A 24,161-nucleotide genomic window follows, 5' to 3' on the forward strand; every position below is an offset into this window, starting at 1 on the left:
GGTCAGCCGGCGACGACCTCGATCCCGCCCGCGGCCCGTTCGACGAGCGCGTCGAGGGCGTCGGCGGCCGTGGTCTCGGCCGCGATCGGGGTGGTCTTGTTGGTGCCGTGGTAGTCGCTCGACCCCGTGGTGAGCAGCCCGTGGTGGCCCGCCAGGTCGCGCAGCAGGGCGCGGTCGTCGGGGCTGTGGTCGGGGTGGTCGACCTCGACGCCGGCGAGCCCCTTCCCTGCCAGGTCCACCAGCACCGACGGCTCGATGACGCGCCCGCGCCTGCGCGCCAGCGGGTGCGCGAACACCGCTGCTCCCCCGGCGGCCCGGATCATCTCGACCGCCGTCTCCACCGGGGTGTCCTGCTTCGGGACGTAGAACGGGCTGCCGGTGTAGAGCAGCTTCGCGAAGGCCTCGTCCACGCTCTCGACCACGCCCGCGGCCACCAGCACGCGGGCGAGGTGCGGGCGGCCGGCGCTGGCGCCGTCGGGCAGGTAGGCGAAGACCGTCTCGACGTCGACGGGGTAGCCGGCCTCCACCATCTTCCCGATCATGCCGACGAGCCGGTGGTGGCGCGCCTCGCGCAGGCGCTCCTGCTCCTCCGCGATCGCCGGGTGCTCGGGATCGAACAGGTAGCCGAGCAGGTGGACCGCCACCTCGGCCGGGTCCTCGGGCGTGTCCGGGCGCCCGGTCGGGCTGACGCAGGAGAACTCGGCGCCGCGCACGAGCCGCATCCCGGACGGGAGCGCGGCGACGGCCTCGGCCCAGCCGCCCGTCGTGTCGTGGTCGGTGATCGCGAGGACGTCGACGCCTGCGGCGGCGGCCGCGGCCACCAGCTCCGCGGGTGCGTCGGTGCCGTCCGAGGCGGTGGAGTGGGCGTGCAGGTCGATCAGGGGGGAGCGGGCCACGCAGCGAGGCTATCCCGAGGTCACTTGCGCCAGCGCGGCCGCGCGAGCATGCCCGTGGCGCGCGTCTTGCCCTTCTCGCCGAACACGAGCTCGGAGAGCGCCTCGTAGATCTCCTCGGGGCGCGGCATGTAGTCGATGCGGTTGAGCGCCTGGATCTGGCCCGCCGACTCGACGATCATCGTGCCGTAGCCGAACATGCGGCCGCCCAGCGTGCGCTGGAACGTCAGGTCCGTGACCTTGCTCAGCGGCATCATCTTGACGTTGTGCACGATGATGCCCTCGGCGAGCATCACCCGCTTGTCGGTGATCACGATGCGCTCGATCCACCACAGGATCGTCAGCACCGTGAACCGCAGGACGGCGACGAGCCCCAGGTAGAACGTGACGTTGTCGGCGATCACCGAGCCGAACGACGGCGACAGGTCGGCGGTGTTGGGCTCGATCCACAGCTGGACGATCACCAGCAGCAGCAGGAACAGCGCCGTCTCGGCGAGGTGCCTGATCATCACCGCCCAGTGCTGGCGCACGCGGATGACCCGCCGCTCCGTCGGGAGCAGGTACTCGTCGATCTCCCGGGGGGCGAGCATCGCCTACACGAGCTCGGTGAAGAACGTGACGATCGAGTTGGCCGCGTCGGACAGGATGCCGCCGATGTTCTGCACGGAGTTCGCGGCACTGCCCGGCTGGGTGATCACGAAGAAGATCAGCAACGCGATCGCGAGCAGCCCGACGATCTTCCTGACGTTCACCCGTACCACCGTTCCGAGACGAGGATGGAAACCGCTTCCGTCCTGATTCTTACAGCACCCACGGGGCACAGGGTATCCGGCACGCGGGCCGATACGGTGGCCATCTGTGACCGAACGTAACGAATTGACTCCGTGTGTCGGCGGCCTCGCCTACGACGCCGCGGGGCGCCTGCTGCTCGTCCTGCGGGCCAACGATCCAGGTCGGGGGCGGTGGTCGGTCCCCGGGGGCCGCGTCGAGGCCGGTGAGGACGACACCGCCGCCGTGATCAGGGAGATGCGCGAGGAGACCGGATTGGCCGTAGAGCCGGGTCGCCTGATCGGGCGAGTGGTGCGGGGTCCGTACACGATCGCCGACTACGCCTGCGCCGTGGTCGGCGGGACGCTGCGCGCCGGCGACGACGCCCTGGACGCCCGGTGGTGCGCCGCCGCCGACCTCGCCGCGCTCCCCCTCGTCGACGGGCTCGTGGAGACGCTCGCGACGTGGGGGGCGCTGCCCGCCTGACTCAGACCTCCGGGACCGGCCGGCCCGCCTGCTCGCCGCCGCGGGCGTCGCCGTAGGACTTCTTGGGGATCATCACCTTGCGCCGGAACGTGCACACGACGGTGCCGTCCTGCTTGTAGCCGCGGGTCTCGACGTACACGACGCCGCGGTCGTCCTTCGACTTCGACTCGGTCTTGTCCAGGACCTCGGTCTCGCCGTAGATGGTGTCGCCGTGGAACGTCGGCTTCGTGTGCTTGAGCGACTCCACCTCGAGGTTGGCGATCGCCTTGCCCGACACGTCCGGGACGCTCATGCCCAGGAGCAGCGAGTAGATGTAGTTGCCCACCACGACGTTCTTGCCGAACTCGGTGGTCTCCTCGGCGAAGTGCGCGTCGAGGTGCAGCGGGTGGTGGTTCATCGTGATGAGGCAGAACAGGTGGTCGTCGTACTCGGTGACCGTCTTCCCGGGCCAGTGCTTGTAGACCGCCCCGACCTCGAACTCCTCGTAGTACCGCCCGAACTGCAACGTCAACGCCTCCTCAGCCGATGAACTGCGTGGAGGAGTAATCTAGTCAACGGCCCGCAGCCGTGCGGGTCGTGATCGACACACGTCAGGAGGTGAGCGCGGTGCCGACGGCACCCGGATGCAGTAGTCGCCGCGCTCCCGACCGACCGGCCCGCTAGGGCCCCCTCCCGGTTCGGGGCGCGATTCCCGTGCGTTCCGACACCCGCAGGAGGTACCCCGTGCCGCCGCTCTCCTCGATCCGCCCCGCCATCCGTGCGGCCTCGCGCATCACCACCCGAGTCTCCGAGCCGCTGCTGCCCAAGCTGCGCGTCCCGGTCTCCGCCTACGTCGTCGACTGCGCCGTCTACGTCGACGGCGAGCGCCTGCCCGGGCGCTGGACCCACGACGGCGCCCTCGCCGAGGTGCGCCGCCGTGAGGAGGGCTTCGTCTGGATCGGGCTGCACGAGCCCGACGAGGACCAGATCACCGGCATCGCCGACGTGTTCGGCCTGCACGAGCTCGCCGTCGAGGACGCGGTGCACGCGCACCAGCGCCCCAAGGTCGAGCGCTACGACGACATGCTGTTCATGGTCCTCAAGACCGTCTGCTACGTCGGGCACGCCGAGCCGACCACGGCCAACGAGATCGTCGAGACCGGCGAGGTCATGGCGTTCCTGGGCCACGACTTCATCGTCACGGTCCGGCACGGCAACCACTCCGGCCTGCGCGACGTCCGCCGCAAGCTGGAGGCCGACCCCGAGCAGCTCTGCCTCGGGCCCTCCGCGGTCCTGCACGCCATCGCCGACCACGTCGTCGACTCCTACCTCGACGTCACCGCGGCCATCGAGAACGACATCGACGAGATGGAGGCCGAGGTCTTCACGCCCCGGTCGACCATGGACGCCGAGCAGATCTACGTCATGAAGCGCGAGGTGCTGGAGCTGCGGCGCGCCGTCGTGCCGCTGGCCACGCCGCTGCGCAAGCTCACCGAGGGCTACAGCGCGCTGATCCCGCACGACGTGCGCTCCTACTTCCGCGACGTCGACGACCACCTCGTCACCGTCGTGGAGCGCGTCGCGGGCTTCAACGAGCTCCTGACCACCCTCGTCGACGCCTCGCTGGCGAAGATCACGATGCAGCAGAACAACGACATGCGGAAGATCACCGCGTACGCCGCGCTCATCACCGTCCCGACGATGATCGCCGGCATCTACGGGATGAACTTCGAGTACATGCCCGAGCTGCAGTCGCCGATCGGCTACCCGGCGGTGCTGCTGACGATCGTCGCGATCTGCGCGTACCTGTTCCGGCAGTTCCGGCGCAACCACTGGCTGTAGCGCGCCGTCGCCCCGCGTCACCGCCGGTGTGACGCGGGACGGGTCGCCGCGCCGCCGCGCGGCGACCGTCCTAGCCTGTGCAGGGTGAACGACCGGCAGATGAACCCGCTGCGGCTGCTGAGCCGCCCGGCCTGGGCCGAACAGGTCCCCACCTGGGCCGACGCCAAGCCGGGGATCATCCGCGCCGCGCTCGCCCGGGCGCAGGCGCGGCCCTCGGGCGGCTGGTTCGTCGTCGCCGCGAGCCGCGAGGTCACTCCCGGGACGACCTACGGGCGGGTCGTCAACGGGCGCGAGGTGGTGCTCTGGCGCGACGACGCCGGCATCCTGCACGCCGGGCCGGGCGCCTGCCCGCACCTGGGCGCCCCGCTGTGCGACACCCCCGTGCACGAGGGCCGGGTCGTCTGCCGCTGGCACGGGCTCGCGCTCGGGCCGGAGGGCCGGCCGGGCTGGCGCACGTTCCCCGCGCACGACGACGGCGTGCTCGCCTGGGTGCGGCTGGAGGCCGCGGGCGAGGCCGTCACCGACGCCCCGGTCCTGGGCCCGCGGCCCGACCCGGAGCGCAGCCTGCCCGCCGTCGCCACGGTCGTGGGGCGCTGCGAGCCCGAGGACGTGCTGGCCAACCGGCTCGACCCCTGGCACGGCGCGTGGTTCCACCCGTACTCGTTCGCCAACCTGCGCGTGCTGTCGGCGCCGCCGATGGAGTGCACCGAGGCCGAGGACCGGTTCCTCGTCGAGGTCACCTTCACGCTCGGGCGCCGCATCGGGGTGCCGGTCAAGGCCGCGTTCACCTGCCCCGACCCCCGCACGATCACGATGGAGATCGTCGACGGCGAGGGCACGGGCAGCGTCGTGGAGACCCACGCGACCCCCCTGCGCCCCGGCCCGGACGGCCTCCCCCGCACCGCGGTGATCGAGGCCGTCGTCGCTCACTCCGACCGCCCCGGCTTCGAGCACTCCCGCAAGGTCGCGGCGGCGCTGCGGCCCATGATCGCGGTGGCGGCCAAGCGGCTGTGGCGCGACGACCTCGACTACGCCGAGCGCCGCTACGCCCTGCGCACCCGCTGACCTGCGCCCGCACTCCCCAGCCGCGCTGCCAGCGCCCGCCTCTCAGCGCACCGCTCCACCCCCAGCGCCCGCCTCCCAGCGCCCGCCTCCCAGCGCCCGCCCCCCGCGCCACCCCCTTCACGTGACAGTGGAGTGGCTTTACTGCCACTGGGCGCTAGTAAAGCCACTCCACTGTCACTGGGGCGGGCGGGCGCGGGGCGCGGGGGGCGGCGCGCGGGGGTGGGGGGCCGGCGTGGGCGGGCGGGCGGGCGGGCGGGCTACTTCGTCAGGTCCAGGCCCTCGGGCGGGGTGGGGGCGTCGGGGTCGGCGCCCAGCGGCACGCCGGGGCTGCGGCCCAGGAACGTGTGCACGATGTGCTGCTGCCAGCCCGGCACGGTCTGGACGCGCACGTCCTCGAAGCCCACGGCCGTCATGCGGCCGGTGAAGGCCTCGACGCCGTCGAAGTCGAGGACGCTGCGCCACAGGTAGCGGTACAGGTCGGCGGAGCCGGTGCGGATCCGGCCCATCGGGATGATCACGCTCCAGCACACCGCGGTCCACACGGCGCGGCTGCGGGGCGAGTCGGCCACCGAGTACTCGTGCACCGCGAGCGGCGCGCCGGGCTTGAGCATCTCCCGGTAGCGGCGCAGGGCGGCGTTGCGGTCGGTGAGGTTGCGCAGCAGGTAGGCGGCGAGGATGCCGTCGTAGGGGCCGGCGAACTTGACCGGGTCGAGCTCCTCGGCGTTGCCGTGCACGAACCGCACGGTCGACGGCCAGCTCTTGCGCCGGGCCTGCGCCAGCATCTCCACCGAGGCGTCGACGGCCGTGATCTCGGCCTGCGGGGCGACCTCGAGCAGCGCGGCGGTGGACGCGCCGGTGCCGCAGCCGAGGTCGAGCAGCCGCAGCCCGGCGCCGCCGCCGGGCAGCCCCATCCGCTTGGCGGACAGGCGCAGGTGCTCGTGGTAGCCGGGGTTGGCGCCGACGAGCTTGTCGTAGGTGCGCGCGTGCACGTCGAACGACCGCGAGACGTTGCCGGCGTCGATGCGGCCGTGCTGCTGGGGACTCACGAGTCCGGATCCTCCCGCACGCGGCGGGCGGGCACCCGGTGGGGATGCCCGCCCCCGCGCCTCCGTCGGAGTGCGTTCACGTCGTCTGGGCGGGACCCATCGCGAGCTTGGCCAGCAGCTCGCGCGCCTTCTCCGCGTTGCGCGGCTGGCACAGCACGTCGTAGCGCCCGGCGACCATCTGGCTCGCCGAGGTGAAGTCGCGACGGCCGCGCGTGGCGCCGTAGCCGACCGCGGCGAAGACCAGGCCGAACACGATGCCGCTGGCCAGGCCGACCAGGATCGGGCCGAACCCGCCGCCCTCGTCGCCGCTGAACAGGCTCAGCAGCAGGCCGACGAACAGACCGAACCAGGCACCGGACGCGGCACCCGACATGAGGACGCGGCCCCACGTCAGCCGCCCGATCACGCGCTCGACGAGCATCAGGTCGACCCCGACGATCGTGACGTCGCGGACCGGGAAGTCGGAGTCGGCCAGGTGGTCGACAGCGCGCTGCGCCTCCTCGTAGGTGGCGTAGGAGCCGACCGGCCAGCCGGTGGGCGGGGTCGGCAGGTTGGGCAGGCCGGGCGCGTTGCGCGCGGGCCCGCCGAACGGTGTGCTCACGGGGGCCTCCTCAGTGCGGACGGGGAAATGTCCACATCATGCCAACGCGTCGACCTGCACCGTAGTGCCGGCGGGCGGTGAGTCTCACATCCCTCTGCCCTGTCCGGGTTCCTACGGCTCGGCCGAACGGCGGTGTACCCCTTACGACATCTTCCTGCCGTGGAACGTCGCGGTGCGTGAGGAGAACCGAGGGACACCAACCCGTTCGCGCCGTGCCCGGCACTGCAAGGGCAGCCCGAGGACGCACGGCTACCTCTTCGCCAGGACGTTCGACGTCTGCCGCCACGGCGTGGGGCGCGGGAGGCGGGTCCGCGTGGCGGCCCGCCCGTTCCCGCGCAACCGCGACGTGGAGGAGGCGCTCAGCGCAGCTTGTACTCCTTGAGCAGACCCCGGCTGATGATCGTCTTCTGGATCTCCGACGTGCCCTCGCCGATGAGCAGGAACGGGGCCTCGCGCATGAGGCGCTCGATCTCGTACTCCTTGGAGTAGCCGTAGCCGCCGTGGATGCGGAACGACTCCTGGGTGACCTCGGCGCAGTACTCGCTGGCGATCAGCTTGGCCATGCCCGACTCGACGTCGAACCGCTCGCCGGAGTCCTTCAGGCGCGCGGCGTTGACCATCATCAGGTGCGCGGCCTCGACCTTGGTGGCCATCTCCGCGAGCTTGAACGCGATGGCCTGGTGCTCGGCGATCGGCTTGCCGAACGTGGAGCGCTGCTGGGCGTACTCGACGGCGAGCTCGAACGCGCGGATCGAGATGCCGCACGCGCGGGCGGCGACGTTGACGCGGCCGACCTCGACGCCGTCCATCATCTGCGCGAAGCCGCCGCCGCGCTTGCCGCCGAGGATGCGGTCGCCGGGCACCCGGTGGCCCTTGAACACCATCTCGGTGGTGTCGACGCCCTTGTAGCCCATCTTGTCGATCTTGCCCGGGATGATCAGCCCGGGGGCGACCTCGCCGTAGCCGACCGGCTTCTCCACCAGGAAGCAGGTGAGGTTCTGGTAGGGCTTGGGCTGCCCCTCGTCGGTCTTGACCAGCACCGCGGTCAGCGTCGAGGTGCCGCCGTTGGTCAGCCACATCTTCGCGCCGTCGATGACGAAGTCGTCACCGTCCTGCACGGCCTTCGTCTTGATCGCCGCGACGTCCGAGCCCAGGTCGGGCTCCGACATCGAGAACGAGCCGCGGGTCTCCCCCAGCGCCATCTGCGGCAGGTACTTCGCCTTCTGCTCCGGCGTGCCGTGGTGGGTGATCATGTGCGCCACGATGAAGTGGGTGTTGATCACGCCGGAGACGCTCATCCAGCCGCGCGCGATCTGCTCGACGACCAGCGCGTAGGTCAGCAGCGACTCGCCGAGACCGCCGAACTCCTCGGGGATGGTGAGCCCGAACAGGCCCATCTCCTTCATCCCGTCGACGATGTCCTGCGGGTACGCGTCGGCGTGCTCCAGGGCGGTGGCGTGCGGGATGATCTCCTTGTCCACGAACGTCTTGACCGTGGACAGGATCTCCTGCTGGATCTCGGTGAGACCGGCGGTCTGGGCGAGCCGGGCCATGGGGTGCCTCCTGGCTGACGTCACGGCCGCCGGGAGGGGAAGGTCCCGGCGCTGGGTACTGGTTGGTAAGTATCCCGTGCGGTCGCCGCGGACGGCGCGCCGACGCCTGTGAACCTTCCCACCACTCCCGGCGGTCAGGACTCGGACGCTCAGGACTCCGGCGCGGTCCAGCGGTCGGTGCGCTCCATGCCGGCGGCGCGGCCCTTGCCCGCGATCACGAGCGCCATCTTGCGGCTGGCCTCGTCGATCATCTCGTCGCCGATCATGGCCGAGCCCTTCTTGCCGCCGGCCTCGGAGGTGAAGTACTCGTAGGCGTCGAGGATGTTCTCGGCGTGGTCGTAGTCCTCCTGCAGCGGGCTGAAGGTCTCGTTGGCGGCGTCGATCTGGCCGGGGTGCAGCACCCACTTGCCGTCGAAGCCCAGCGCGGCGGAGCGGCCGGCCACGCGGCTGAACGCGTCGACGTCGCGGATCTGCAGGAACGGGCCGTCGATGGCCTGCTTGTCGTGCGCGCGGGCCGCCATGAGGATGCTCATGAGGATGTGGTGGTAGGCGTCGCCCACGTCGTAGCCGGGGGGCTGCTCGCCGACCACGAGGCTCTTCATGTTGATCGAGGCCATGAAGTCGGCCGGGCCGAAGATGATGGTCTCGACGCGCGGGCTGGCCGTGGCGATCTCGTTGACGTTGATCAGGCCCAGCGCGTTCTCGATCTGCGCCTCGATGCCGATCTTCCCGACCTCGTAGCCCATCGTCTTCTCGATCTGGGTGAGGAGCAGGTCCAGGGCGACGACCTGCTGGGGCGTCTGCACCTTGGGCAGCATGATCGCGTCGAGGTTGGCGCCGGCGCCCTCGACGACCTCGGTGACGTCGCGGTAGGTCCACTCGGTCGTCCAGTCGTTCACGCGGACGACGCGGATCTTCTCGCCCCAGCCACCCTCGTTGAGCGCCTCGACGATGGTCTTGCGGGCACCGGGCTTGGCGAGCGGGGCGCACGCGTCCTCGAGGTCGAGGAAGACCTGGTCGGAGTTCAGCGTGCGGGCCTTGTCGATGAACTTCTGGCTCGAGCCGGGCACCGCCAGGCAGGACCGGCGGGGACGCAGCTGGCTGGTGGTCATCGGTGGGACTCCTCGTCGACGTCGGCGCGGTGGACCCCGGGATGCTGGCACGACCGGCGCCCCCGGGCCCGCCGGGGTGACCGTTTTCTCACCCCTCGGTGGCGGCGCGCGGTGCGACCGCCACCGGATCCCGACGGGTCGGCACGGCCACGAGCACCAGCAGCGCGACCAGCGCGACGCAGGCGACGAGGACCGTCACCCAGCCGCCGACGGACAGCATCGCGGTCCAGGCCAACGCCGTGCCGAGCACGGCCACGACCAGCGCCGCCCGGACGAGCACCCCGAGCGGACCGGGCCGGCGCAGCGACCGCGCCTCGGCCAGGTCGACCACGGCGCAGACCAGCACCACGAGCGCGGTGACGGCGACCGGCCAGAACCAGATCACGACCACTGCGGGTGCCACGGAGACCGCCAGCAGGACGTCGCCGACCACCCGGTGCCGCCCCCGCAGGCCCAGGCCGACGAGCACCGTCGCCGCGCAGAGGGCGGCGAGCACCGAGCCCTCCGCGCTCGGGTCCTGCGGGTCGGCCAGGTTGCCCGCGGCCACCCAGACGTAGAACAGGGCGACCGCCGCCGCTGCGGCGGTCCACCACGAGTGCCTCGCCGGCCTCGCCCACCTCGACACGGTCACCTCCCGCTCGGGTGCCCGCTCCCGCGACACCCCACGCTGCTGACGGCTCCACACCAGGTCGGCCGGCACGCCGCCGGTCACCCTCCGCACGATCGACAGCGCCACCGCGTGCGGCGGCGCCCCGACCGAGCGGGCGTGCGCCCGCTGCTCCCACAGGTCCGAATCGATCTCGGCGCGGCGATCCTCGGCGGCCTCCGCGCCCACGCGGGCGGTGTAGCAACGCACCCACCAGGCCGCGAACGCCGCGGCCCCGTCCTCGGCCGTCACGACGGGTCCCAGCCCGGCCGGAGCGGCGTCGGCGCACCCGCGCCCCGGCCTGCGCGCCACGTCGCGACCGCACGCTCGGCCGCCCCCGTCACCTGGTAGAGCCGCCGTCGCGGCCGGCCCTCGGCCGCCGCGTCCTCGGGGTCCTCCCACGTGCTGGCCAGCAGGCCCGCCGCCTCCAGCCGGGCCAGGGCCTTGTAGAGGGTGCCGTGCGCCGTGAGCGTGCGGACGCCGTCGCTCTCGGCGATGACCTTGGCCAGCCGGAAGCCGTGGAACCGGTCCTCGCCGTCCCGGCGCAGCGCCAGCCCGGCCTCGAGGATCTCCGCCTCCAGCCGCACCAGCTCACCCGCTCGACGACGCATGCCGGAAGAATAGGAAGATACCTTCCTCACGTCAACGGGCAACAGACGGTCACACGGGGGGCAGCGCCACGAGCTCCCCGCGGGCCACGGCCGTGACCGTGCCCCACACCGACGTGCGGACGGCGGTGCCGGCGTCGGCGTGCACCAGCACCCCGAGCGTCGACGGCCGGCCGATCTCCGCGCCCTGCGCGACGGTGAACCCGGTCTGGCCGTCGCCGGCCAGCACGCCGCGGTCGACGAGGAACACCGCCAGCGCGACGGCGGCCGAGCCGGTGGCCGGGTCCTCCGACACCCCGACGTCGGGCGCGAACATCCGCACGTGCCCGGCGGAGGCGGCGGCGTCGAACGACACGACCGTCAGCCCGACGAGCCCCTCGGTGCAGGCGCGGACGGCCGCCGGGTCGGGCGCGGCCCGTGCGACGGCGTCCGGCGCGACCACCAGGAAGGCGTACGGCACCCCCGCGCCCGCGACGCCCGCGGGCACGGCGTCGACGACGTCGGCCGGGCCCAACCCGACCGCCGCGGCCAGCACCGCGCCGTCCAGCGCCGGCCCGACCTCCGACGCGCCGCCGGTGACCTGAGCGCCGTAGTCGTCGACGCGGACCGGCAGGAGCCCGGCCCCGCACTCCTGCACGACGTCGCCGGTGGAGATGAGGCCGGCGCGGGCCAGCACCCACGCCGCCCCGACGCTCGGGTGCCCGGCGAACGGCAGCTCGCGACCGGGGGTGAAGATCCGCAGCCGGTAGTCGGCGTCCGCGGTGGGCGGCAGGGGGAACGCCGTCTCCGACAGGTGGAACTCGGCGGCGATCGCCTGCATCTGCTCCGTGCTCAGCTCGTGCCCCCCGTGCACCACGGCGAGCGGGTTGCCGGCGTAGGCGCGGTCGGTGAACACGTCGACGATGTCGTAGCGCAGCACGGGAGCGACCCTAGGACCCTAGGCTGCGCGCCATGGCATCCGACCGCGTCTTCGTCGCACGGCTGGTCGGCCTCGAGGTGTTCGGGCCCGACGGCGAACGGATCGGCCGCGTCCGCGACGTGCTGGTCACCGTCCGGGTCGACGCCAGCCCGCCGCGGGTGCTGGGCATCGTGGTCGAGATGGTCACGCGGCGGCGGATCTTCGTGCCGATGCTGCGGGTCACGAGCATCGACCCGAGCGCGGTCACCCTCGCCACCGGATCGGTCAGCCTGCGCGGGTTCTCCCAGCGCCCCAACGAGACGCTCGTGGTCGGCCAGCTGCTCGACGCGCCCGTCACGATCGTCGACGGCGGGGTGCCCGCGGTCGTCGTCGACGCCGCGATCGAGCCGACGCGCTCCCGGGACTGGGTGGTCGGCCGCCTGGCCGTGCGCGCGCGCCGGCACGGCCTGACGCGGCGCGGGCAGGTGCAGGAGCTGCCGTGGTCGGCGGTCACCGGGCTCTCGCTCACCGACCGGCAGGGCACCGCGGGGCTGCTCTCGGTGCTGGAGACGATGCGCCCCGCCGACGTCGCCGCCACGCTGTCGGAGCTGCCCGAGAAGCGCCAGCACGAGGTCGTCGACGCCCTCGACGACGAGCGCCTCGCCGACGTGTTCGAGGAGATGTCGGACTCCGACCAGCGCGCGCTGCTCGCCCACCTCGACGTCGAGCGCGCCGCCGACGTGCTCGAGGCGATGAGCCCCGACGACGCCGCCGACCTCCTCGGCGACCTCCCCACCGCCGAGTCCGACGCCCTGCTCGCGCTGATGCAGCCCGGCGACTCGGCCCCGGTGCGGCGCCTGATGCGCTACTCCTCCGACACCGCGGGCGGGCTGATGACACCCGAACCGGTGATCCTGCGCCCCGACGCGACGGTGGCGGAGGCGCTGGCCCGCATCCGCAACCCCGACCTCCCCGTCGCCCTGGCCAGCATGGTGTTCGTCTGCCGCGCGCCGTCGGAGACGCCGACGGGCCGCTACCTGGGCTGCGCGCACGTGCAGCGGCTGCTGCGGGAGGCGCCGTTCGAGCTGGTGGCGGGCGTCGTCGACACGGGGCTCGCGCGCCTGTCCCCGAACGCGACGCTCGGCGAGATCGCGCGGTACTTCGCGGCGTACAACCTCGTGGCCGGTCCCGTCGTCGACGACGAGGACCACCTGCTCGGCGCCGTCACCGTCGACGACGTGCTGGACCACCTGCTGCCGCCGGACTGGCGCGACCGGTTCACCGACGAGGCCGCACCCGACCCGTCCCCGGAGGCCGCCGGTGCCTGAGATCACGACGCGCCGCCGGCTCGACCGGCCCGGCCGCCGCCGCTTCGAGCTCGACCCCGACAGCTTCGCCCGCATCTCCGAGCGCATCGCGCGGTTCCTGGGCACCGGCCGGTTCCTGGCGATCCAGACCGTCATCGTGATCGTGTGGATCGTGCTCAACCTGGTGGCGGTGTCGCTGCGCTGGGACCCCTACCCCTTCATCCTGCTCAACCTGGCCTTCTCCACCCAGGCCGCGTACGCCGCCCCGCTGATCCTGCTGGCCCAGAACCGCCAGGACGACCGCGACCGCGTGGCGCTGGAGGAGGACCGCAGCCGCGCCGAGCGGACGAAGGCCGACACCGAGTACCTCGCGCGCGAGCTCGCCGCGCTGCGCGTGGCCGTCGGCGAGGTCGCCACCCGCGACTACCTGCGCGGCGAGCTGGAGCGCCTCGGCGACCGGCTCCACCCGAAGGGCTGATCCGGTCGGGGTGGCTGACCCTCAGTCCGCGAGCCGGCGGCTGATCCGCTCCAGCGCGCACAGGTCGTCCGCGTCGAGCCGGGCGACGAAGTGCCGCAGCACCCCGGCCAGGTGCGTCCGCGCGGCCACCCGCAGGCGGTGGAAGCCGGCCTCGGTGAGCTCGGCGGCGACGCCGCGGCCGTCGCCCGGCACCCGGGTGCGCGAGACGAGCCCGCCCCGCTCCATGCGGTCGACGAGCCGCGTGACGCCCGAGCGCGAGAGCAGCACGGCGTCGGCGAGCTCGGTCATCCGCAGGCGGCGGTCGGGCGCCTCGGCCAGCTGCACCAGCACGTCGTAGGCGGCCAGGGAGAGGTCCTGCTCGGCGACGAGCTCGGCCTCCAGGACGCGGGTGATCGTGGCGTGCGCGCGCAGGAACGCCCGCCACGCACCCAGCTCGTCGACCGACGGGGTCATGCGCCCGTCGGACGGCGCGGTGTCGGGAGCATCACGGAGGGCCACGTCGGAGCATGGTACGGACGGCGGTCCGTTCCGCGGTGTCCACGTAGCATGGGTGTCGTGTCCACCTCCACCGGAACCACCACCGTCGAGCAGGCCGTCCGCGCCGCGCTCGCCACCGTCGAGGACCCGGAGATCCACAAGCCGATCACCGACCTGGGGATGGTCAAGGGGGTCGAGGTCACGCCCGAGGGCCTGGCCCGCATCGGCGTGTACCTCACCGTCGCCGGCTGCCCCATGAAGGACACGATCACCACGCGCGTCACCGTGGCCGTCTCGCAGGTCCCGGGCGTCACCGGCGTGCAGGTCGACCTCGACGTCATGAGCGACGAGCAGCGCGCCGAGCTGCGCCGCGGCCTGCGCGGCGACGCCGCCGAGCCGGTGATCCCGTTCGCGCAGCCCGGGTCGCTCACCCGCGTGTACTGCGTCGCGTCCGGCAAGGGCGGCGTCGGCAAGTCCTCGATCACCGTCAACCTCGCCGCCGCCATGGCCGCGCGCGGCCTCTCGGTGGGCGTCGTCGACGCCGACATCTACGGGCACTCGATCCCGCGGATGCTGGGCACGACCACGCTGCCCACCAAGGTCGACGACATGATCATGCCGCCGCAGGCGCACGACGTGAAGGTCATCTCGATCGGCATGTTCACGCCGGGCAACGAGGCCGTCGTGTGGCGCGGCCCGATGCTGCACCGCGCGCTGCAGCAGTTCCTGGCCGACGTGTTCTGGGGCGACCTCGACATCCTGCTGCTCGACCTCCCGCCGGGCACCGGTGACATCGCGATCTCCACCGCGCAGCTCATCCCCAACGCGGAGCTGCTCGTCGTCACCACGCCGCAGCAGGCGGCGGCGGAGGTCGCCGAGCGCGCCGGGTCGATCGCGCTGCAGACCAAGCAGCGCATCGCGGGCGTCGTCGAGAACATGTCGTGGATGGAGCTGCCCGACGGCACGCGCATGGAGGTGTTCGGCTCGGGCGGCGGCCAGACCGTCGCCGACTCGCTCACCCGCGCCATCGGTGCGCCGGTGCCGCTGCTCGGGCAGATCCCGCTGGAGACGGCGCTGCGCGAGTGCGGCGACGCGGGCACGCCGATCGTGCTCACGCACCCGGAGTCGGCCAGCGCGAAGGCGCTCTCGGCCGTGGCAGGCAAGCTCACGACGCGGGCCCGCGGCCTCGCCGGGATGAGCCTGAACCTCACCCCGGTCTCCCGGTAGCGCAGGTGAGGCGCGGAGCGCTCGCGGCGGCGCTGCTCGCGGCGGCGCTGCTGGCCGGCTGCGGCGGCGGCGCCACCACCGACGCCCCGCCCACGGCCGAGGCGCCCGCCCCCACCACGGAGAGCGCCACGGCGTACCTGCTGGAGACCCCGGAGTTCTCCGTCGGCCTGCCCGAGGCGCCGACGCAGGACGTCCAGGAGATCGCCGACCTGCCCGGCATCGCCGCCACGACCTACAGCGTCGCGCGGCCGACGTACGCCGTGGCCGTCGCCGTGATCGACTACCCGGCCGACCTGCAGCTGGGCGAGCCCACCGCCGTGCTGGAGGGGGCCCGCGACGGCGCCGTGGGCAACGTGCCCGGCGGCGTGCTGCAGAGCTCGGCCCCGGCCACCGTCGACGGCCGGCCCGCGCTGGACCTCGTCGCCTCGGTGGAGCAGGGCGGCACCTACCGCGCCCGGCTGGTCCTCGACGGCCAGCGGCTCTACCAGCTCATCACCGCGGGCTCCGAGGACCGGCCGGCCGAGCACGACGCGTTCGCCGCGTCGCTGCGCCTGCTGACCTGAGCGGCTCCCCTACCGGGCCGCGGCGCGCAGGGCCTCCGACCACAGCTCCACGCCCTCGTCGACCTGCTCGGCCGTGACGACCAGCGGCGGGATCATCCGGACGACGTTGCCGAACGGGCCGCAGGTCAGCAGCAGCAGGCCGCGCTCGGCGGCGGCGCCGTGCGCGCGGGTGGCCGCGGCGGCGTCGGGCGCGCCGTCGGCGGTCAGGAACTCGTTGCCGACCATGAGCCCGAGCCCGCGGACGTCGGCGACGCCGGGGTGGTCGACGGCCGCCTTGCGCAGGCCCTCGAGCAGGCGCAGGCCCTGCTCCCCCGCGTTGGCGACGAGGTTCTCGTCCTGGATCACGTCGAGCGTGGCGAGCGCGGCCGCGCAGGCCACCGCGTTGCCGCCGTAGGTGCCGCCCTGGGAGCCGGGCAGCGCCTTGCTCATGATCGCCTCGGGGGCCGCGATCGCCGAGAGCGGGAAGCCCGAGGCGAGGCCCTTGGCGGTGATGAGGATGTCGGGCGCGAGGCCGTCGACGTGCTGGTGGCCCCAGAAGCGGCCGGTGCGGCCGTAGCCGGTCTGCACCTCGTCGGCGATGAGCAGGATGCCGTTTGCGTCGGCGCGCTCGCGCAGGCCCTGCAGGAACGCGGGCGGCGTCGGGACGTAGCCGCCCTCGCCCAGGACCGGCTCGATGAGGAACGCGGCGACGTCGCGGGCGGGCGCGGCCGTGACCAGGATCCGGTCGAGCTCCTTGAGGCAGAAGGCGACGGTCTCCTCCTCGCTCCAGCCGTAGCGGAACGCGTACGGGAACGGCGCGAACGCGACCCCGCCCATCATCGGGCCGATGCCCGCGCGGATCTTCGCGCCGGACGTGGTGAGGGCGGCGGCGCCCATCGTGCGACCGTGGAAACCGCCGTCGAAGGCGATGATCGTCTGGCGGCCGGTGGCGTGGCGGGCCAGGCGGACCGACGCCTCGACGGCCTCGCTGCCGGAGTTGAGGAAGAAGACGCGGTCAATGCCGGCGGGCAGGACGTCGCCCAGGCGCTCGGTCAGGCGCAGCAGCGGCTGGTGCATGACCGTCGTGTACTGCCCGTGGATCAGCGTCGCGACCTGCTCCTGCGCCGCCGCGACGACCCGCGGGTGGCAGTGGCCGGTGCTCGTGACGCCGATGCCGGCGGTGAAGTCGAGGTGGCGGCGGCCGTCGGTGTCGTACAGGTAGGAACCCTCACCGCGCGCGACCTGCACGGGGGTCGCCTGCTGGAGGACGGGGGACAGCCGAGCCATGAGCACTCCCTGGTTGTCAGATTGTCGACAACCAGAGGGAAACACACCGGGACGGGGCGGGGCAAGGGCGTCAGGCGCGCAGGAACTCCGCGAGCACCGGGGCCAGCACGTCCTGGTCGACCTCGTGGCCCTGGCCGTCGAGGAACCGGACCTGAGCGCCGGGCACCGCGGCCGCGGCGGTGGTGACGGCGTCGCGGAAGAAGTCGGGGCCGGCGCCGCCGCCGAGCAGCAGCGCAGGGACCGCGATCCGGCCCAGGCCCGGGCCGGGGACGCCGTCACCGAGCAGGGCCAGGTCGTACGGGAGGGTGTTCGCGAGCGCGGCCATCGGCGGCCACCACGGCTCGTCGTCGACGCCCGCGAGCGCCTCCGCCGGCATCCCGGACGCCGCGAGGAACCGCTTCGCCGCGTCCGCCGGGCGGCCCTGCGCGACCAGCGCGGTGACCTCGTCGCGCAGGTCCGTGCCGCCCGGCTCGACCGAGTACGGCGGCTCGTACGCGGCGATCCGCGTGAGCGGCACGCCCGCCGCCGCGGCCTCCAGCACCAGCACCGCCCCCGAGGAGTGCCCGAACGCGGCGGCGCTCCCGCCCGCGGCGTCCACGACGGCGGCGAGGTCCTCCACCTCCCGGCGCGGGTCGTACCCCTCGGCGTCACCGCTCCCGCCCCGGCCACGGCGGTCGTGGGTGAGCACGGTGAACTCCCCCGCCAGCCGGGCGGCGAGCGGGGCGAAGGTGCGGCGGTCGCAGAACGCGCCGGCGGCCACGACGACCGCCGGCCCCTCCCCCGTCCGGTCGTAGGCGATGCGGGTGCCGTCGGCGGAGGTGGCGGTCGAGGTGGTGGTGTGCACGCAGGTGGGACTCCGCCCGGCGGCCCGACTCATCGCACCGCGGCGTCAGGCCGGAAGGGCGGGGGCCGGCGGGGCCACCGCCACCGGCGCCAGGATCCGGTCCACCGCGTCGGCCATGTGGGCCTCCAGCGCGGCGGTGAGCCGGTCGCGGTCGCCCGCCCGCACCGCGTCGCACAGCTCGCGGTGCTCGGCGAGCAGTCCCTCGGGGGGTGGGGCGGTCTGCTGGAGCGCGGCGAGGCACATGCGGGTCTCGACGAGCAGGCCGTCGGCCATCCTCCGCAGCCGCGGGCTCCCCGACGCCGCGACGAGCTCGGCGTGGAAGGCGTGGTCGGAGTCGGCGATCGCCACCGGGTCGCCTGCGGCGACGGCGGCGGCCATCGCGTCCACCGCGGTGTCGAGGCGGTCGGCGGCGGCGGCGCGGTCGCCGTCGAGCAGGAGCAGGCCCGCGGCCCGCTCGACCGACGCCCGCGCGTGGTAGATGTCGCGCACGTCGGCGGCGCCGAGGTCGCGGACGAAGAGCCCGCGGTGCCGCTCGCTGCGCAGCAGCCCCTCCGCGACGAGCCGCTGCATCGCCTCGCGCAGCGGCCCGCGGCTCACGCCGAGCCGGGCCGCCAGCTCGACCTCGCCGAGCTGGGTGCCCGGCGGGAACGTGCCGCGCATGATCGCCGTGCGGATCCGGTCGGCCACGATCGCGGCGGTCGACCGCCGCTCGACCGGCTCCATGTCCGAGAGGTCCACGGCTAGTCCCACCCGCCCCGGGCCTCCTCCGTCGCCCCTTCCATCCCCCGGCCCGCGAACAGCCGGCCGAACCCGCTGCGCGGGCCGCCCGCCCCGGCCAGGCGCAGGCCCTGCCAGATGCTCACCTGGTTGGCCGTGAGCACCGGCTTGCCGACGCGCGCGTCGAGGGCGTCGAGCACGTCGACGGTGTGCAGCGCGGTGTCGGGCAGCAGCAGCGCCTGCGCGTCGGGGTGGTCGGCCGCGGCGGCGAAGGCCAGCACGTCGTCGGCGGGCAGCGTGCCCACCTCCGCCGCGGTGACGATCCCGCGCGCCGACAGCGACACCACCTCGACGCCGGCCCGCGCGAGGAACGCGACGAACCGCTCCGCGACGTCGTCGGGGTAGGTCGCGCCCACCGCGACGCGCGTGACGCCGAGGTGCGCGCAGGCGTCGGCGAACGCGAACGACGTGCTCGACGCCGGCACCCCCGACGCCCGGCCCAGCGCCTCGACCTGCGCGGCGGCGCCGTCCCAGCCGAAGACGAAGCTGCCGCTGGTGCAGGCCCAGATGATCGAGTCGAGGGGTCCCGGGAGCGACGCCGCGCCCGCGGCCAGCACGTCGTCGCCGCCGATGTCGAGCAGCGCGTCGACGCGGTGGGCGTCCTCGCGCATCTCGGTGTGCACGAGCGGGAGCCGCGGCCCGTCGAGCAGCTTCTCCGCACGCGGGTAGTCGTCCTCGGCGGAGTAGCCGGGGTAGAGGATGCCGACGGTGGTCACGCGCCCACCCGCTCGTAGACCAGGCGCTCGCCGACGCTGCCCGAGCGCCAGACGTCGTGGCAGGCCTCGGCCATCACGTCGAGGCCGTCGACGATCGCACCGAACACGTTGCCCGGCACCCAGCCCACGTCACCGTTGATGAGCAGGTTGTTGCGGCCGTAGAAGATCGCGAGGTCGATGCCGCCGGCCTCGCTGTCGATCCCCTGGTCGGCCTTGAACGCCTCGTCGAGGACGCCGCCGTGGAAGTCGAAGTAGCAGAGGTCACCGGGGATCGGCGTGACGGTCGTGTTCTCGTAGCCGATGCGCGGGCCGAAGCGCGGCACGATCGTGTAGACCTCGTTGCGCGCGTACTTGGCGTGCTGCGCGGGCCCGGCGAGCGGCCCGCCGGCGAGCGCCTCCCACACGGCGGCGCTGGTGCGGGGGGCCTGCTTCTCGAGCAGTTCGGCGGTGCACGAGACGCCGCGGCGCTCGAGACTGATGCGCAGGAGCTTGGACAACGGAGATCACCTCGGGTCGGACGGGGAGATTGTTGACAATCATACGAACGCTTCCTAGCGTGTCAATCGCCCGGCCGCACCCGTCGAGAGGATCCCGCACGTGCCCGTTTCCGCTGATCAGGGGCACGAACCCGTCATCACGATCCTGCACTCCGACGACCGGCCGAAGCACCTCGACGGCCCGAACGTCCGGTTCGTCACCGACGAGACGCTCACCGCTGCGCTCCCCGGCACCGAGGTCCTGCTCGTCTGGGACTTCACCTCCACCGCCGTCCGCGACGCCTGGCCGGCCGCCGACTCCCTGCGCTGGGTCCACACCGCGAGCGCCGGCGTCGACCGGCTGACGTTCCCGGCGCTGCTCGGCTCCGACGTCGTGCTGACGAACTCGCGCGGCGTCTTCGACGTGCCGATGGCCGAGTACGTCACCGGCCTCGTGATCGCCATGGCCAAGGACCTCGCCGGCACGCTCGACGCGCAGTCGCGGCGCGAGTGGCGCCACCGGGAGAGCGAGCGGGTCGGCGGGCGCACGGCCGTCGTCGTCGGCAGCGGGCCGATCGGCCGCGCCACGGCGACGATGCTGTCGGCCGTCGGGATGACCGTCGAGCTGGTGGGCCGCCGCGCGGGCGAGGGGGTGCACGCGATCGACGCGCTGCCCGGGCTGCTGCCGCGCGCGGAGTGGCTGGTGCTCGCGGCGCCGCTCACCGACAGCACCCGCGGCATGCTCGACGCCGCGGCGATCCGGCTGCTGCCGCCGCGCGCGCGGGTCGTCAACGTCGGGCGCGGGGCGCTGATCGTGCAGGACGACCTGGTCGCGGCCCTGCGCGACGGCCACCTCGCCGGCGCCGCCCTCGACGTCTTCGAGCGCGAGCCGCTGCCCGCCGACTCCCCCCTGTGGGACCTGCCCGGCGTCATCGTCTCGCCGCACATGTCGGGTGACATCCTCGGCTGGCGCGACGAGCTCGAGGCCCTGTTCGTCGCCAACCTCGACCGCTTCCGGGTGGGCGAGCCGCTGGAGAACGTGGTCGACAAGACCCTCGGATTCGTGACGTCGGGCGAGCTCGCGAGCCCGCCCACCAGGACGGGAAGTGCCCGATGAGCTCCGCCGACCTCACCGCCGTCGAACTGCTCGACGCCTACCGCTCGGGAGAGCTCTCCCCCGTCGAGGCCACCCGCGACGCGCTCGCGCGGATCGAGACCTACGACCCGGTCGTCAACGCGTTCTGCCTGGTCGAGGCAAACGACGCGCAGACCGCGGCCAAGGAGTCGGAGGCGCGCTGGCACCGGGGCGAGCCGCACGGCCTGCTCGACGGCGTGCCGACGTCGATCAAGGACCTGCTGCTCACGACCGGCCGGCCCACGCTGCGCGGCTCGCTGACGATCGACCCCGCGGGGCCCTGGGACGTCGACGCGCCCGCGGTCGCGCGGCTGCGCGAGCACAACGCCGTGGTCATCGGCCGGACGACCACACCCGAGCTGGGCTGGAAGGGCGTCACCGACTCCCCGCTGACGGGCGTCACGCGCAACCCGTGGAACCCGGCGCTCACGGCGGGCGGGTCGAGCGGCGGGAGCGCGGCGGCCGTCGCCCTCGGGATGGGCGCGCTCAGCCTCGGCACCGACGGCGGCGGCTCGGTCCGCATCCCGGCCGGCTTCACCGGCACCTCGACCATCAAGCCGACCTACGGCCGCGTGCCCGCCTACCCGGCCAGCCCGTACGGCACGCTCGCCCACATCGGGCCGATGGCGCGCAGCGTCGCCGACGCGGCCCTGCTGCTCGACGTCATCTCCGGCTTCGACCCGCGCGACCCCTGGGCCCTCCCCACCCCCGCACCCGTCTCGGCCGCCGTCGGCGACGTCCGGATCGCGGGGCTGCGGATCGCGTCGAGCGCCACCCTCGGCTACGTCGACGTGCACCCGGAGGTCGCGGCGGCGTTCGAGGCGGCCGTCGACGTGTTCGCCGCACTCGGCGCGCTGGTCACCGAGGTCGACCCCGGCTTCTCCGACCCCGTCGACGCGTTCGAGACGCTGTGGTTCTCCGGGGCCGCGAAGTCGATCGAGCACCTGGGGCCCGAGCAGCGCGCCGGCATGGACCAGGGCCTGGTGGCGGCGGCCGAGCAGGGGGCGCGGGCGAGCGCGCTGGACTACCTGACCGCGATGGCCGTGCGCAACGACCTCGGCCGCACGATGGGCGAGTTCCACCTGCGGCACTCGCTGCTGCTCACCCCGACGCTGCCGATCCCGGCGTTCGAGGCCGGCGTCGAGGTGCCGGCGGGGTCGGCGCGGGAGCGCTGGACGTCGTGGACGCCCTTCACCTACCCGTTCAACATGACCCAGCAGCCGGCCGCGAGCGTGCCGTGCGGCTTCACGCGCGACGGACTGCCGATCGGCCTGCAGATCGTCGGGCCCCGCCACGCCGACGCAGCGGTCCTGGCGGCCGCCCACGCGTTCCAGTCGACGACGGACTGGCACCTGCAGCGACCGCGCCCGGCGGTCTGACCCCTCAGGTCGCGTCGGGGTCGATCGGCGGGCGCTCGTTGCGCGCCAGCGTCTCCGGGGCCGGGCCCGTGGCGGGGTGGGGCTGCGGCGTGGTGCCCGTCGCCGCGCTGCCGTTCTTCGTCATGTTCGGCGCGCTGCTGCCCGTGGCGCCGTTGCGGGGCGGGACGTAGCCGTTGGGCTTCTCCGCCGGGCCGTCGTCGAACAGCGCGCGGGTGGCGGCGGTGCGCGGGTTGAAGTTGCGCAGCCCGCGCAGCTCCTCCAGCGGCTTGCGCAGCTCGTCGAACTCCGGACCGAGCTCGCCCTTGAGCTGCTCGCGGGCCCCGGAGGCGTACTCCTTGACCTGGCGGATGGCGCCGCCGAGCCAGGCCGCCGCACCGGGCAGCCGCTCCGGACCGAGGATGAACAGGCCGGCCACGATCAACACGATGATCTCGCCCCAGCCGACGCTGTCGAACACGGGTTCATCCTACTGGCTCAGTCCGAGGCCAGGACCACCGACACCGTGAGCGGGCGGCCCTCGCGGATCAGCTGGACCGGTACGGTGGCCCCGGGCTCGAACTCCCGGACGGCCACCTCGAGCTCGTCGGCGCCCGCGATGCTGCGCTCGCCGAGGGTGACGATGACGTCGCCCTCGAGGATCCCGGCCGCCGCGGCGGCCCCGCCCTGCTGCACGTTCTGCACCTGCGCGCCCGCGGACGTGTCGTCCTCCACCGACCGCGCGTTGACGCCGAGGTCGGCGTGCTTCACCACCCCGGTGCGGATGAGCTCCTCGGCGATGACGCGGGCGTCGTCGATGGGGATGGCGAAACCGAGCCCGATCGACCCGCCCTCGCCGCCGCCGATGCTGCTGATCGCGGTGTTGATGCCGACGACGGCGCCGGTGGTGTCGACGAGCGGGCCGCCGGAGTTGCCGGGGTTGATCGCGGCGTCGGTCTGGATCGCGTCGATGACGGCGTTGACGTTGCCGCCCTCCAGGCGCACCGGCCGGTCGAGCGCGCTGACGATGCCCTCGGTGACGGTGCCGGCCAGGCCGAGCGGGGAGCCCACAGCGATCACGGCGTCGCCGACGGCGAGCGAGGCGGACGAACCGATCTGCGCGACCACGGGGTTGGCGACGCCGACCCGGATCACGGCGAGGTCGGTCTTCGGGTCGCGCCCGACGATGGCGGCCTGCGTGCGCGTGCCGTCGCTGAAGACGGTCTCGATCGTGGCGCCCGGGACCTCCGCGGCCGGCGCGACGACGTGGTTGTTGGTGAGGACGAACCCGCTGCCGTCGATGACGACGCCAGAGCCGGTGCCGCCCTCCTCGCCCACGCGCACCTCGATCGAGACGACGGCGGGCACGACGCGCTGGGCGATGTCGGCGACGGAGCCCGGCGGCCGCTCCTTGGCCGCGACGGCCGACGCGATCGTGGCGTCGGGTTCGGTGAGCGCGCCGGCGCCGTCGGCGGTGAACCGGCCGACGAGGCCCCCGACCGCGCCGACGGCCAGCGCGAGCACCGCCAGCAGCGCCAGCGCGCGCGGGTGGACCCGGCGGCCGAACAGCACCTCGCGCAGGCTCAGCCGCGCGCCCTCGCCCGCGGGTGCGGGGGCGGGGCGCTCGTCGTCGACGGCGGGCGGGCCGAGGGCGACGCCGCTGTCCGGGTCGCGCCACGGGTCGTCCTCGGCGCCGGACCAGAACGGGTCGTCGGCGCCGGGACCGGCCGGGCCGCCCGCGGGCGGGCGCTGCAGCGACCCGGCGGCGGACGCGGGCCGGCCGAACGCCGCGGCGAGCGCGGGCGGGGCGATCGTCGGGACCGGCGGTGCGGCGGCGCGGGTGGCCGGCGTCGCGAACCCGCCGTCGAGGCCCGCGGGACGCCCGAACACCGACGCCGCGGCCTCGTCGACCGCCGGGCGGTCCAGGGGGCGGGGAGCCAGGCGGGGCGGGCCCGCGGGCTCCTCCTCCGGAACGGCGGCCGAGGAGCCCGGATCCCGGTCGGCGTCACGGGTCGCGCGGTCACTCATCGGCGGCGGGGACTC

General features: G+C 73.9%; 28 protein-coding genes. 9 read left to right on the forward strand and 19 right to left on the reverse strand.

Translation table 11 applies throughout. From position 1 onward, the window contains the following. Nucleotides 1–2: 2 nt before the first annotated feature. From HOP40_RS02960 to HOP40_RS02970, 3 genes are read right to left on the reverse strand one after another with little or no spacing between them, the layout of a single operon-like run. Entirely contained in the window at nucleotides 3–896 is an 894-nt protein-coding gene (locus tag HOP40_RS02960) for a PHP domain-containing protein (RefSeq protein ID WP_240157481.1), read from the reverse strand. Between the two features lie 20 nt (nucleotides 897–916). Beyond that, a complete protein-coding gene (locus HOP40_RS02965) occupies nucleotides 917–1,483 on the reverse strand; it encodes a PH domain-containing protein (protein ID WP_172154396.1) in 567 nt (188 codons plus the stop codon). Nucleotides 1,484–1,486: 3 nt separating this feature from the next. After that, the gene (locus HOP40_RS02970) at nucleotides 1,487–1,645 is read right to left on the reverse strand and encodes a hypothetical protein (RefSeq protein ID WP_172154398.1); all 159 of its coding nucleotides are present in this window, start codon (nucleotides 1,643–1,645) and stop codon (nucleotides 1,487–1,489) included. A 106-nt stretch (nucleotides 1,646–1,751) separates the two neighbouring features. On the opposite strand from HOP40_RS02970, the gene HOP40_RS02975 reads away from it, so the two are divergent. Beyond that, nucleotides 1,752–2,147: an NUDIX hydrolase gene (locus HOP40_RS02975; protein WP_172154400.1), complete on the forward strand. Its 396-nt coding sequence runs from the start codon at nucleotides 1,752–1,754 to the stop codon at nucleotides 2,145–2,147. Between the two features lies 1 nt (nucleotide 2,148). On the opposite strand, the gene HOP40_RS02980 is transcribed toward HOP40_RS02975, so the two are convergent. Beyond that, complete coding sequence (locus tag HOP40_RS02980) at nucleotides 2,149–2,658, reverse strand: MaoC family dehydratase (protein WP_338053047.1); 510 nt, start codon at nucleotides 2,656–2,658, stop codon at nucleotides 2,149–2,151. Between the two features lie 260 nt (nucleotides 2,659–2,918). Here HOP40_RS02980 and corA point away from each other — a divergent pair, with 260 nt between their 5' ends. Both corA and HOP40_RS02990 read left to right on the forward strand, forming a co-directional pair. Beyond that, nucleotides 2,919–3,968 (forward strand): magnesium/cobalt transporter CorA, encoded by a 1,050-nt coding sequence (gene corA, locus HOP40_RS02985; RefSeq protein WP_240157742.1) that lies wholly within the window; start codon nucleotides 2,919–2,921, stop codon nucleotides 3,966–3,968. 99 nt (nucleotides 3,969–4,067) lie between these two features. Then, entirely contained in the window at nucleotides 4,068–5,033 is a 966-nt protein-coding gene (locus HOP40_RS02990; RefSeq protein WP_172167742.1) for a Rieske (2Fe-2S) protein, read from the forward strand. Nucleotides 5,034–5,290: 257 nt separating this feature from the next. On the opposite strand, the gene HOP40_RS02995 is transcribed toward HOP40_RS02990, so the two are convergent. From HOP40_RS02995 to HOP40_RS03025, 7 genes are all read right to left on the reverse strand, one after another. Continuing rightward, entirely contained in the window at nucleotides 5,291–6,079 is a 789-nt protein-coding gene (locus HOP40_RS02995; RefSeq protein ID WP_205347062.1) for a class I SAM-dependent methyltransferase, read from the reverse strand. Between the two features lie 76 nt (nucleotides 6,080–6,155). Next, nucleotides 6,156–6,680 (reverse strand): YflT domain-containing protein, encoded by a 525-nt coding sequence (locus HOP40_RS03000; protein ID WP_172154404.1) that lies wholly within the window; start codon nucleotides 6,678–6,680, stop codon nucleotides 6,156–6,158. A gap of 359 nt (nucleotides 6,681–7,039) precedes the next feature. Next, nucleotides 7,040–8,233, reverse strand: coding sequence for an acyl-CoA dehydrogenase family protein (locus HOP40_RS03005; RefSeq protein ID WP_172154406.1), 1,194 nt, complete (start codon nucleotides 8,231–8,233; stop codon nucleotides 7,040–7,042). A gap of 149 nt (nucleotides 8,234–8,382) precedes the next feature. Continuing rightward, nucleotides 8,383–9,345 (reverse strand): HpcH/HpaI aldolase/citrate lyase family protein, encoded by a 963-nt coding sequence (locus tag HOP40_RS03010; RefSeq protein WP_172154408.1) that lies wholly within the window; start codon nucleotides 9,343–9,345, stop codon nucleotides 8,383–8,385. Nucleotides 9,346–9,433: 88 nt separating this feature from the next. Beyond that, on the reverse strand, nucleotides 9,434–10,243 hold the full coding sequence (locus HOP40_RS03015) for a hypothetical protein (protein WP_172154410.1): 810 nt from the start codon (nucleotides 10,241–10,243) through the stop codon (nucleotides 9,434–9,436). Next, entirely contained in the window at nucleotides 10,240–10,602 is a 363-nt protein-coding gene (locus tag HOP40_RS03020) for a PadR family transcriptional regulator (protein ID WP_172154412.1), read from the reverse strand. Before HOP40_RS03020 ends, HOP40_RS03015 begins: the two co-directional genes overlap by 4 nt. A gap of 49 nt (nucleotides 10,603–10,651) precedes the next feature. After that, a complete protein-coding gene (locus HOP40_RS03025; protein ID WP_172154414.1) occupies nucleotides 10,652–11,518 on the reverse strand; it encodes a PhzF family phenazine biosynthesis protein in 867 nt (288 codons plus the stop codon). Nucleotides 11,519–11,550: 32 nt separating this feature from the next. Between HOP40_RS03025 and HOP40_RS03030 the strand changes: the two genes are divergently transcribed. Together HOP40_RS03030 and HOP40_RS03035 are read left to right on the forward strand one after the other, a co-directional pair. After that, on the forward strand, nucleotides 11,551–12,825 hold the full coding sequence (locus tag HOP40_RS03030) for a magnesium transporter MgtE N-terminal domain-containing protein (RefSeq protein ID WP_172154425.1): 1,275 nt from the start codon (nucleotides 11,551–11,553) through the stop codon (nucleotides 12,823–12,825). Continuing rightward, nucleotides 12,818–13,282, forward strand: coding sequence for a DUF1003 domain-containing protein (locus HOP40_RS03035; RefSeq protein ID WP_172154427.1), 465 nt, complete (start codon nucleotides 12,818–12,820; stop codon nucleotides 13,280–13,282). The genes HOP40_RS03030 and HOP40_RS03035 overlap by 8 nt, the downstream gene beginning before the upstream one ends. A gap of 21 nt (nucleotides 13,283–13,303) precedes the next feature. Here the strand turns inward: HOP40_RS03035 and HOP40_RS03040 are convergent, their stop codons facing one another. Next, complete coding sequence (locus HOP40_RS03040) at nucleotides 13,304–13,735, reverse strand: MarR family winged helix-turn-helix transcriptional regulator (RefSeq protein ID WP_172167746.1); 432 nt, start codon at nucleotides 13,733–13,735, stop codon at nucleotides 13,304–13,306. A 102-nt stretch (nucleotides 13,736–13,837) separates the two neighbouring features. Here HOP40_RS03040 and HOP40_RS03045 point away from each other — a divergent pair, with 102 nt between their 5' ends. After that, nucleotides 13,838–14,986 carry an Mrp/NBP35 family ATP-binding protein gene (locus HOP40_RS03045; RefSeq protein ID WP_420821784.1) on the forward strand — a complete coding sequence of 383 codons (1,149 nt, stop codon included), beginning with the start codon at nucleotides 13,838–13,840 and terminating at the stop codon, nucleotides 14,984–14,986. A gap of 5 nt (nucleotides 14,987–14,991) precedes the next feature. Then, nucleotides 14,992–15,549: a hypothetical protein gene (locus tag HOP40_RS03050; RefSeq protein ID WP_172154431.1), complete on the forward strand. Its 558-nt coding sequence runs from the start codon at nucleotides 14,992–14,994 to the stop codon at nucleotides 15,547–15,549. A 9-nt stretch (nucleotides 15,550–15,558) separates the two neighbouring features. Here the strand turns inward: HOP40_RS03050 and HOP40_RS03055 are convergent, their stop codons facing one another. From HOP40_RS03055 to HOP40_RS03075, 5 genes are all read right to left on the reverse strand, one after another. Then, nucleotides 15,559–16,815 carry an aspartate aminotransferase family protein gene (locus HOP40_RS03055; RefSeq protein ID WP_172154433.1) on the reverse strand — a complete coding sequence of 419 codons (1,257 nt, stop codon included), beginning with the start codon at nucleotides 16,813–16,815 and terminating at the stop codon, nucleotides 15,559–15,561. Nucleotides 16,816–16,885: 70 nt separating this feature from the next. Further along, complete coding sequence (locus HOP40_RS03060) at nucleotides 16,886–17,659, reverse strand: alpha/beta fold hydrolase (protein WP_240157482.1); 774 nt, start codon at nucleotides 17,657–17,659, stop codon at nucleotides 16,886–16,888. A 45-nt stretch (nucleotides 17,660–17,704) separates the two neighbouring features. Continuing rightward, complete coding sequence (locus tag HOP40_RS03065) at nucleotides 17,705–18,397, reverse strand: GntR family transcriptional regulator (protein WP_240157483.1); 693 nt, start codon at nucleotides 18,395–18,397, stop codon at nucleotides 17,705–17,707. Between the two features lie 2 nt (nucleotides 18,398–18,399). After that, on the reverse strand, nucleotides 18,400–19,152 hold the full coding sequence (locus HOP40_RS03070; protein ID WP_172154437.1) for a maleate cis-trans isomerase family protein: 753 nt from the start codon (nucleotides 19,150–19,152) through the stop codon (nucleotides 18,400–18,402). After that, entirely contained in the window at nucleotides 19,149–19,649 is a 501-nt protein-coding gene (locus tag HOP40_RS03075) for a DUF3830 family protein (RefSeq protein WP_172154439.1), read from the reverse strand. Before HOP40_RS03075 ends, HOP40_RS03070 begins: the two co-directional genes overlap by 4 nt. Before the next feature lie 100 nt (nucleotides 19,650–19,749). Here HOP40_RS03075 and HOP40_RS03080 point away from each other — a divergent pair, with 100 nt between their 5' ends. Beyond that, the gene (locus HOP40_RS03080; protein WP_172154441.1) at nucleotides 19,750–20,745 is read left to right on the forward strand and encodes a D-2-hydroxyacid dehydrogenase; all 996 of its coding nucleotides are present in this window, start codon (nucleotides 19,750–19,752) and stop codon (nucleotides 20,743–20,745) included. After that, nucleotides 20,742–22,142: an amidase gene (locus tag HOP40_RS03085; protein ID WP_172154443.1), complete on the forward strand. Its 1,401-nt coding sequence runs from the start codon at nucleotides 20,742–20,744 to the stop codon at nucleotides 22,140–22,142. The genes HOP40_RS03080 and HOP40_RS03085 overlap by 4 nt, the downstream gene beginning before the upstream one ends. Before the next feature lie 4 nt (nucleotides 22,143–22,146). On the opposite strand, the gene tatB is transcribed toward HOP40_RS03085, so the two are convergent. Continuing rightward, complete coding sequence (gene tatB / locus HOP40_RS03090) at nucleotides 22,147–22,599, reverse strand: Sec-independent protein translocase protein TatB (protein ID WP_172154445.1); 453 nt, start codon at nucleotides 22,597–22,599, stop codon at nucleotides 22,147–22,149. A gap of 17 nt (nucleotides 22,600–22,616) precedes the next feature. After that, on the reverse strand, nucleotides 22,617–24,146 hold the full coding sequence (locus HOP40_RS03095) for a S1C family serine protease (RefSeq protein ID WP_172154447.1): 1,530 nt from the start codon (nucleotides 24,144–24,146) through the stop codon (nucleotides 22,617–22,619). Nucleotides 24,147–24,161: the final 15 nt, after the last annotated feature.

It is taken from the genome of Pseudonocardia broussonetiae (assembly GCF_013155125.1).
In the GTDB taxonomy this organism is placed as follows: Bacteria; Actinomycetota; Actinomycetes; order Mycobacteriales; family Pseudonocardiaceae; genus Pseudonocardia; species Pseudonocardia broussonetiae.

Bases quoted from the DNA above. Each gene is read 5' to 3' on its own strand.
- HOP40_RS02965 (WP_172154396.1), bottom strand. From the start codon at position 1,483: ATGCTCGCCCCCCGGGAGATCGACGAGTACCTGCTCCCGACGGAGCGG.
- HOP40_RS02990 (WP_172167742.1), top strand. From the start codon at position 4,068: ATGAACCCGCTGCGGCTGCTGAGCCGCCCGGCCTGGGCCGAACAGGTC.
- HOP40_RS03005 (WP_172154406.1), bottom strand. From the start codon at position 8,233: ATGGCCCGGCTCGCCCAGACCGCCGGTCTCACCGAGATCCAGCAGGAG.
- HOP40_RS03010 (WP_172154408.1), bottom strand. From the start codon at position 9,345: ATGACCACCAGCCAGCTGCGTCCCCGCCGGTCCTGCCTGGCGGTGCCC.
- HOP40_RS03020 (WP_172154412.1), bottom strand. From the start codon at position 10,602: ATGCGTCGTCGAGCGGGTGAGCTGGTGCGGCTGGAGGCGGAGATCCTC.
- HOP40_RS03030 (WP_172154425.1), top strand. From the start codon at position 11,551: ATGGCATCCGACCGCGTCTTCGTCGCACGGCTGGTCGGCCTCGAGGTG.
- HOP40_RS03040 (WP_172167746.1), bottom strand. From the start codon at position 13,735: ATGACCCCGTCGGTCGACGAGCTGGGTGCGTGGCGGGCGTTCCTGCGC.
- HOP40_RS03055 (WP_172154433.1), bottom strand. From the start codon at position 16,815: ATGGCTCGGCTGTCCCCCGTCCTCCAGCAGGCGACCCCCGTGCAGGTC.
- HOP40_RS03085 (WP_172154443.1), top strand. From the start codon at position 20,742: ATGAGCTCCGCCGACCTCACCGCCGTCGAACTGCTCGACGCCTACCGC.
- HOP40_RS03095 (WP_172154447.1), bottom strand. From the start codon at position 24,146: ATGAGTGACCGCGCGACCCGTGACGCCGACCGGGATCCGGGCTCCTCG.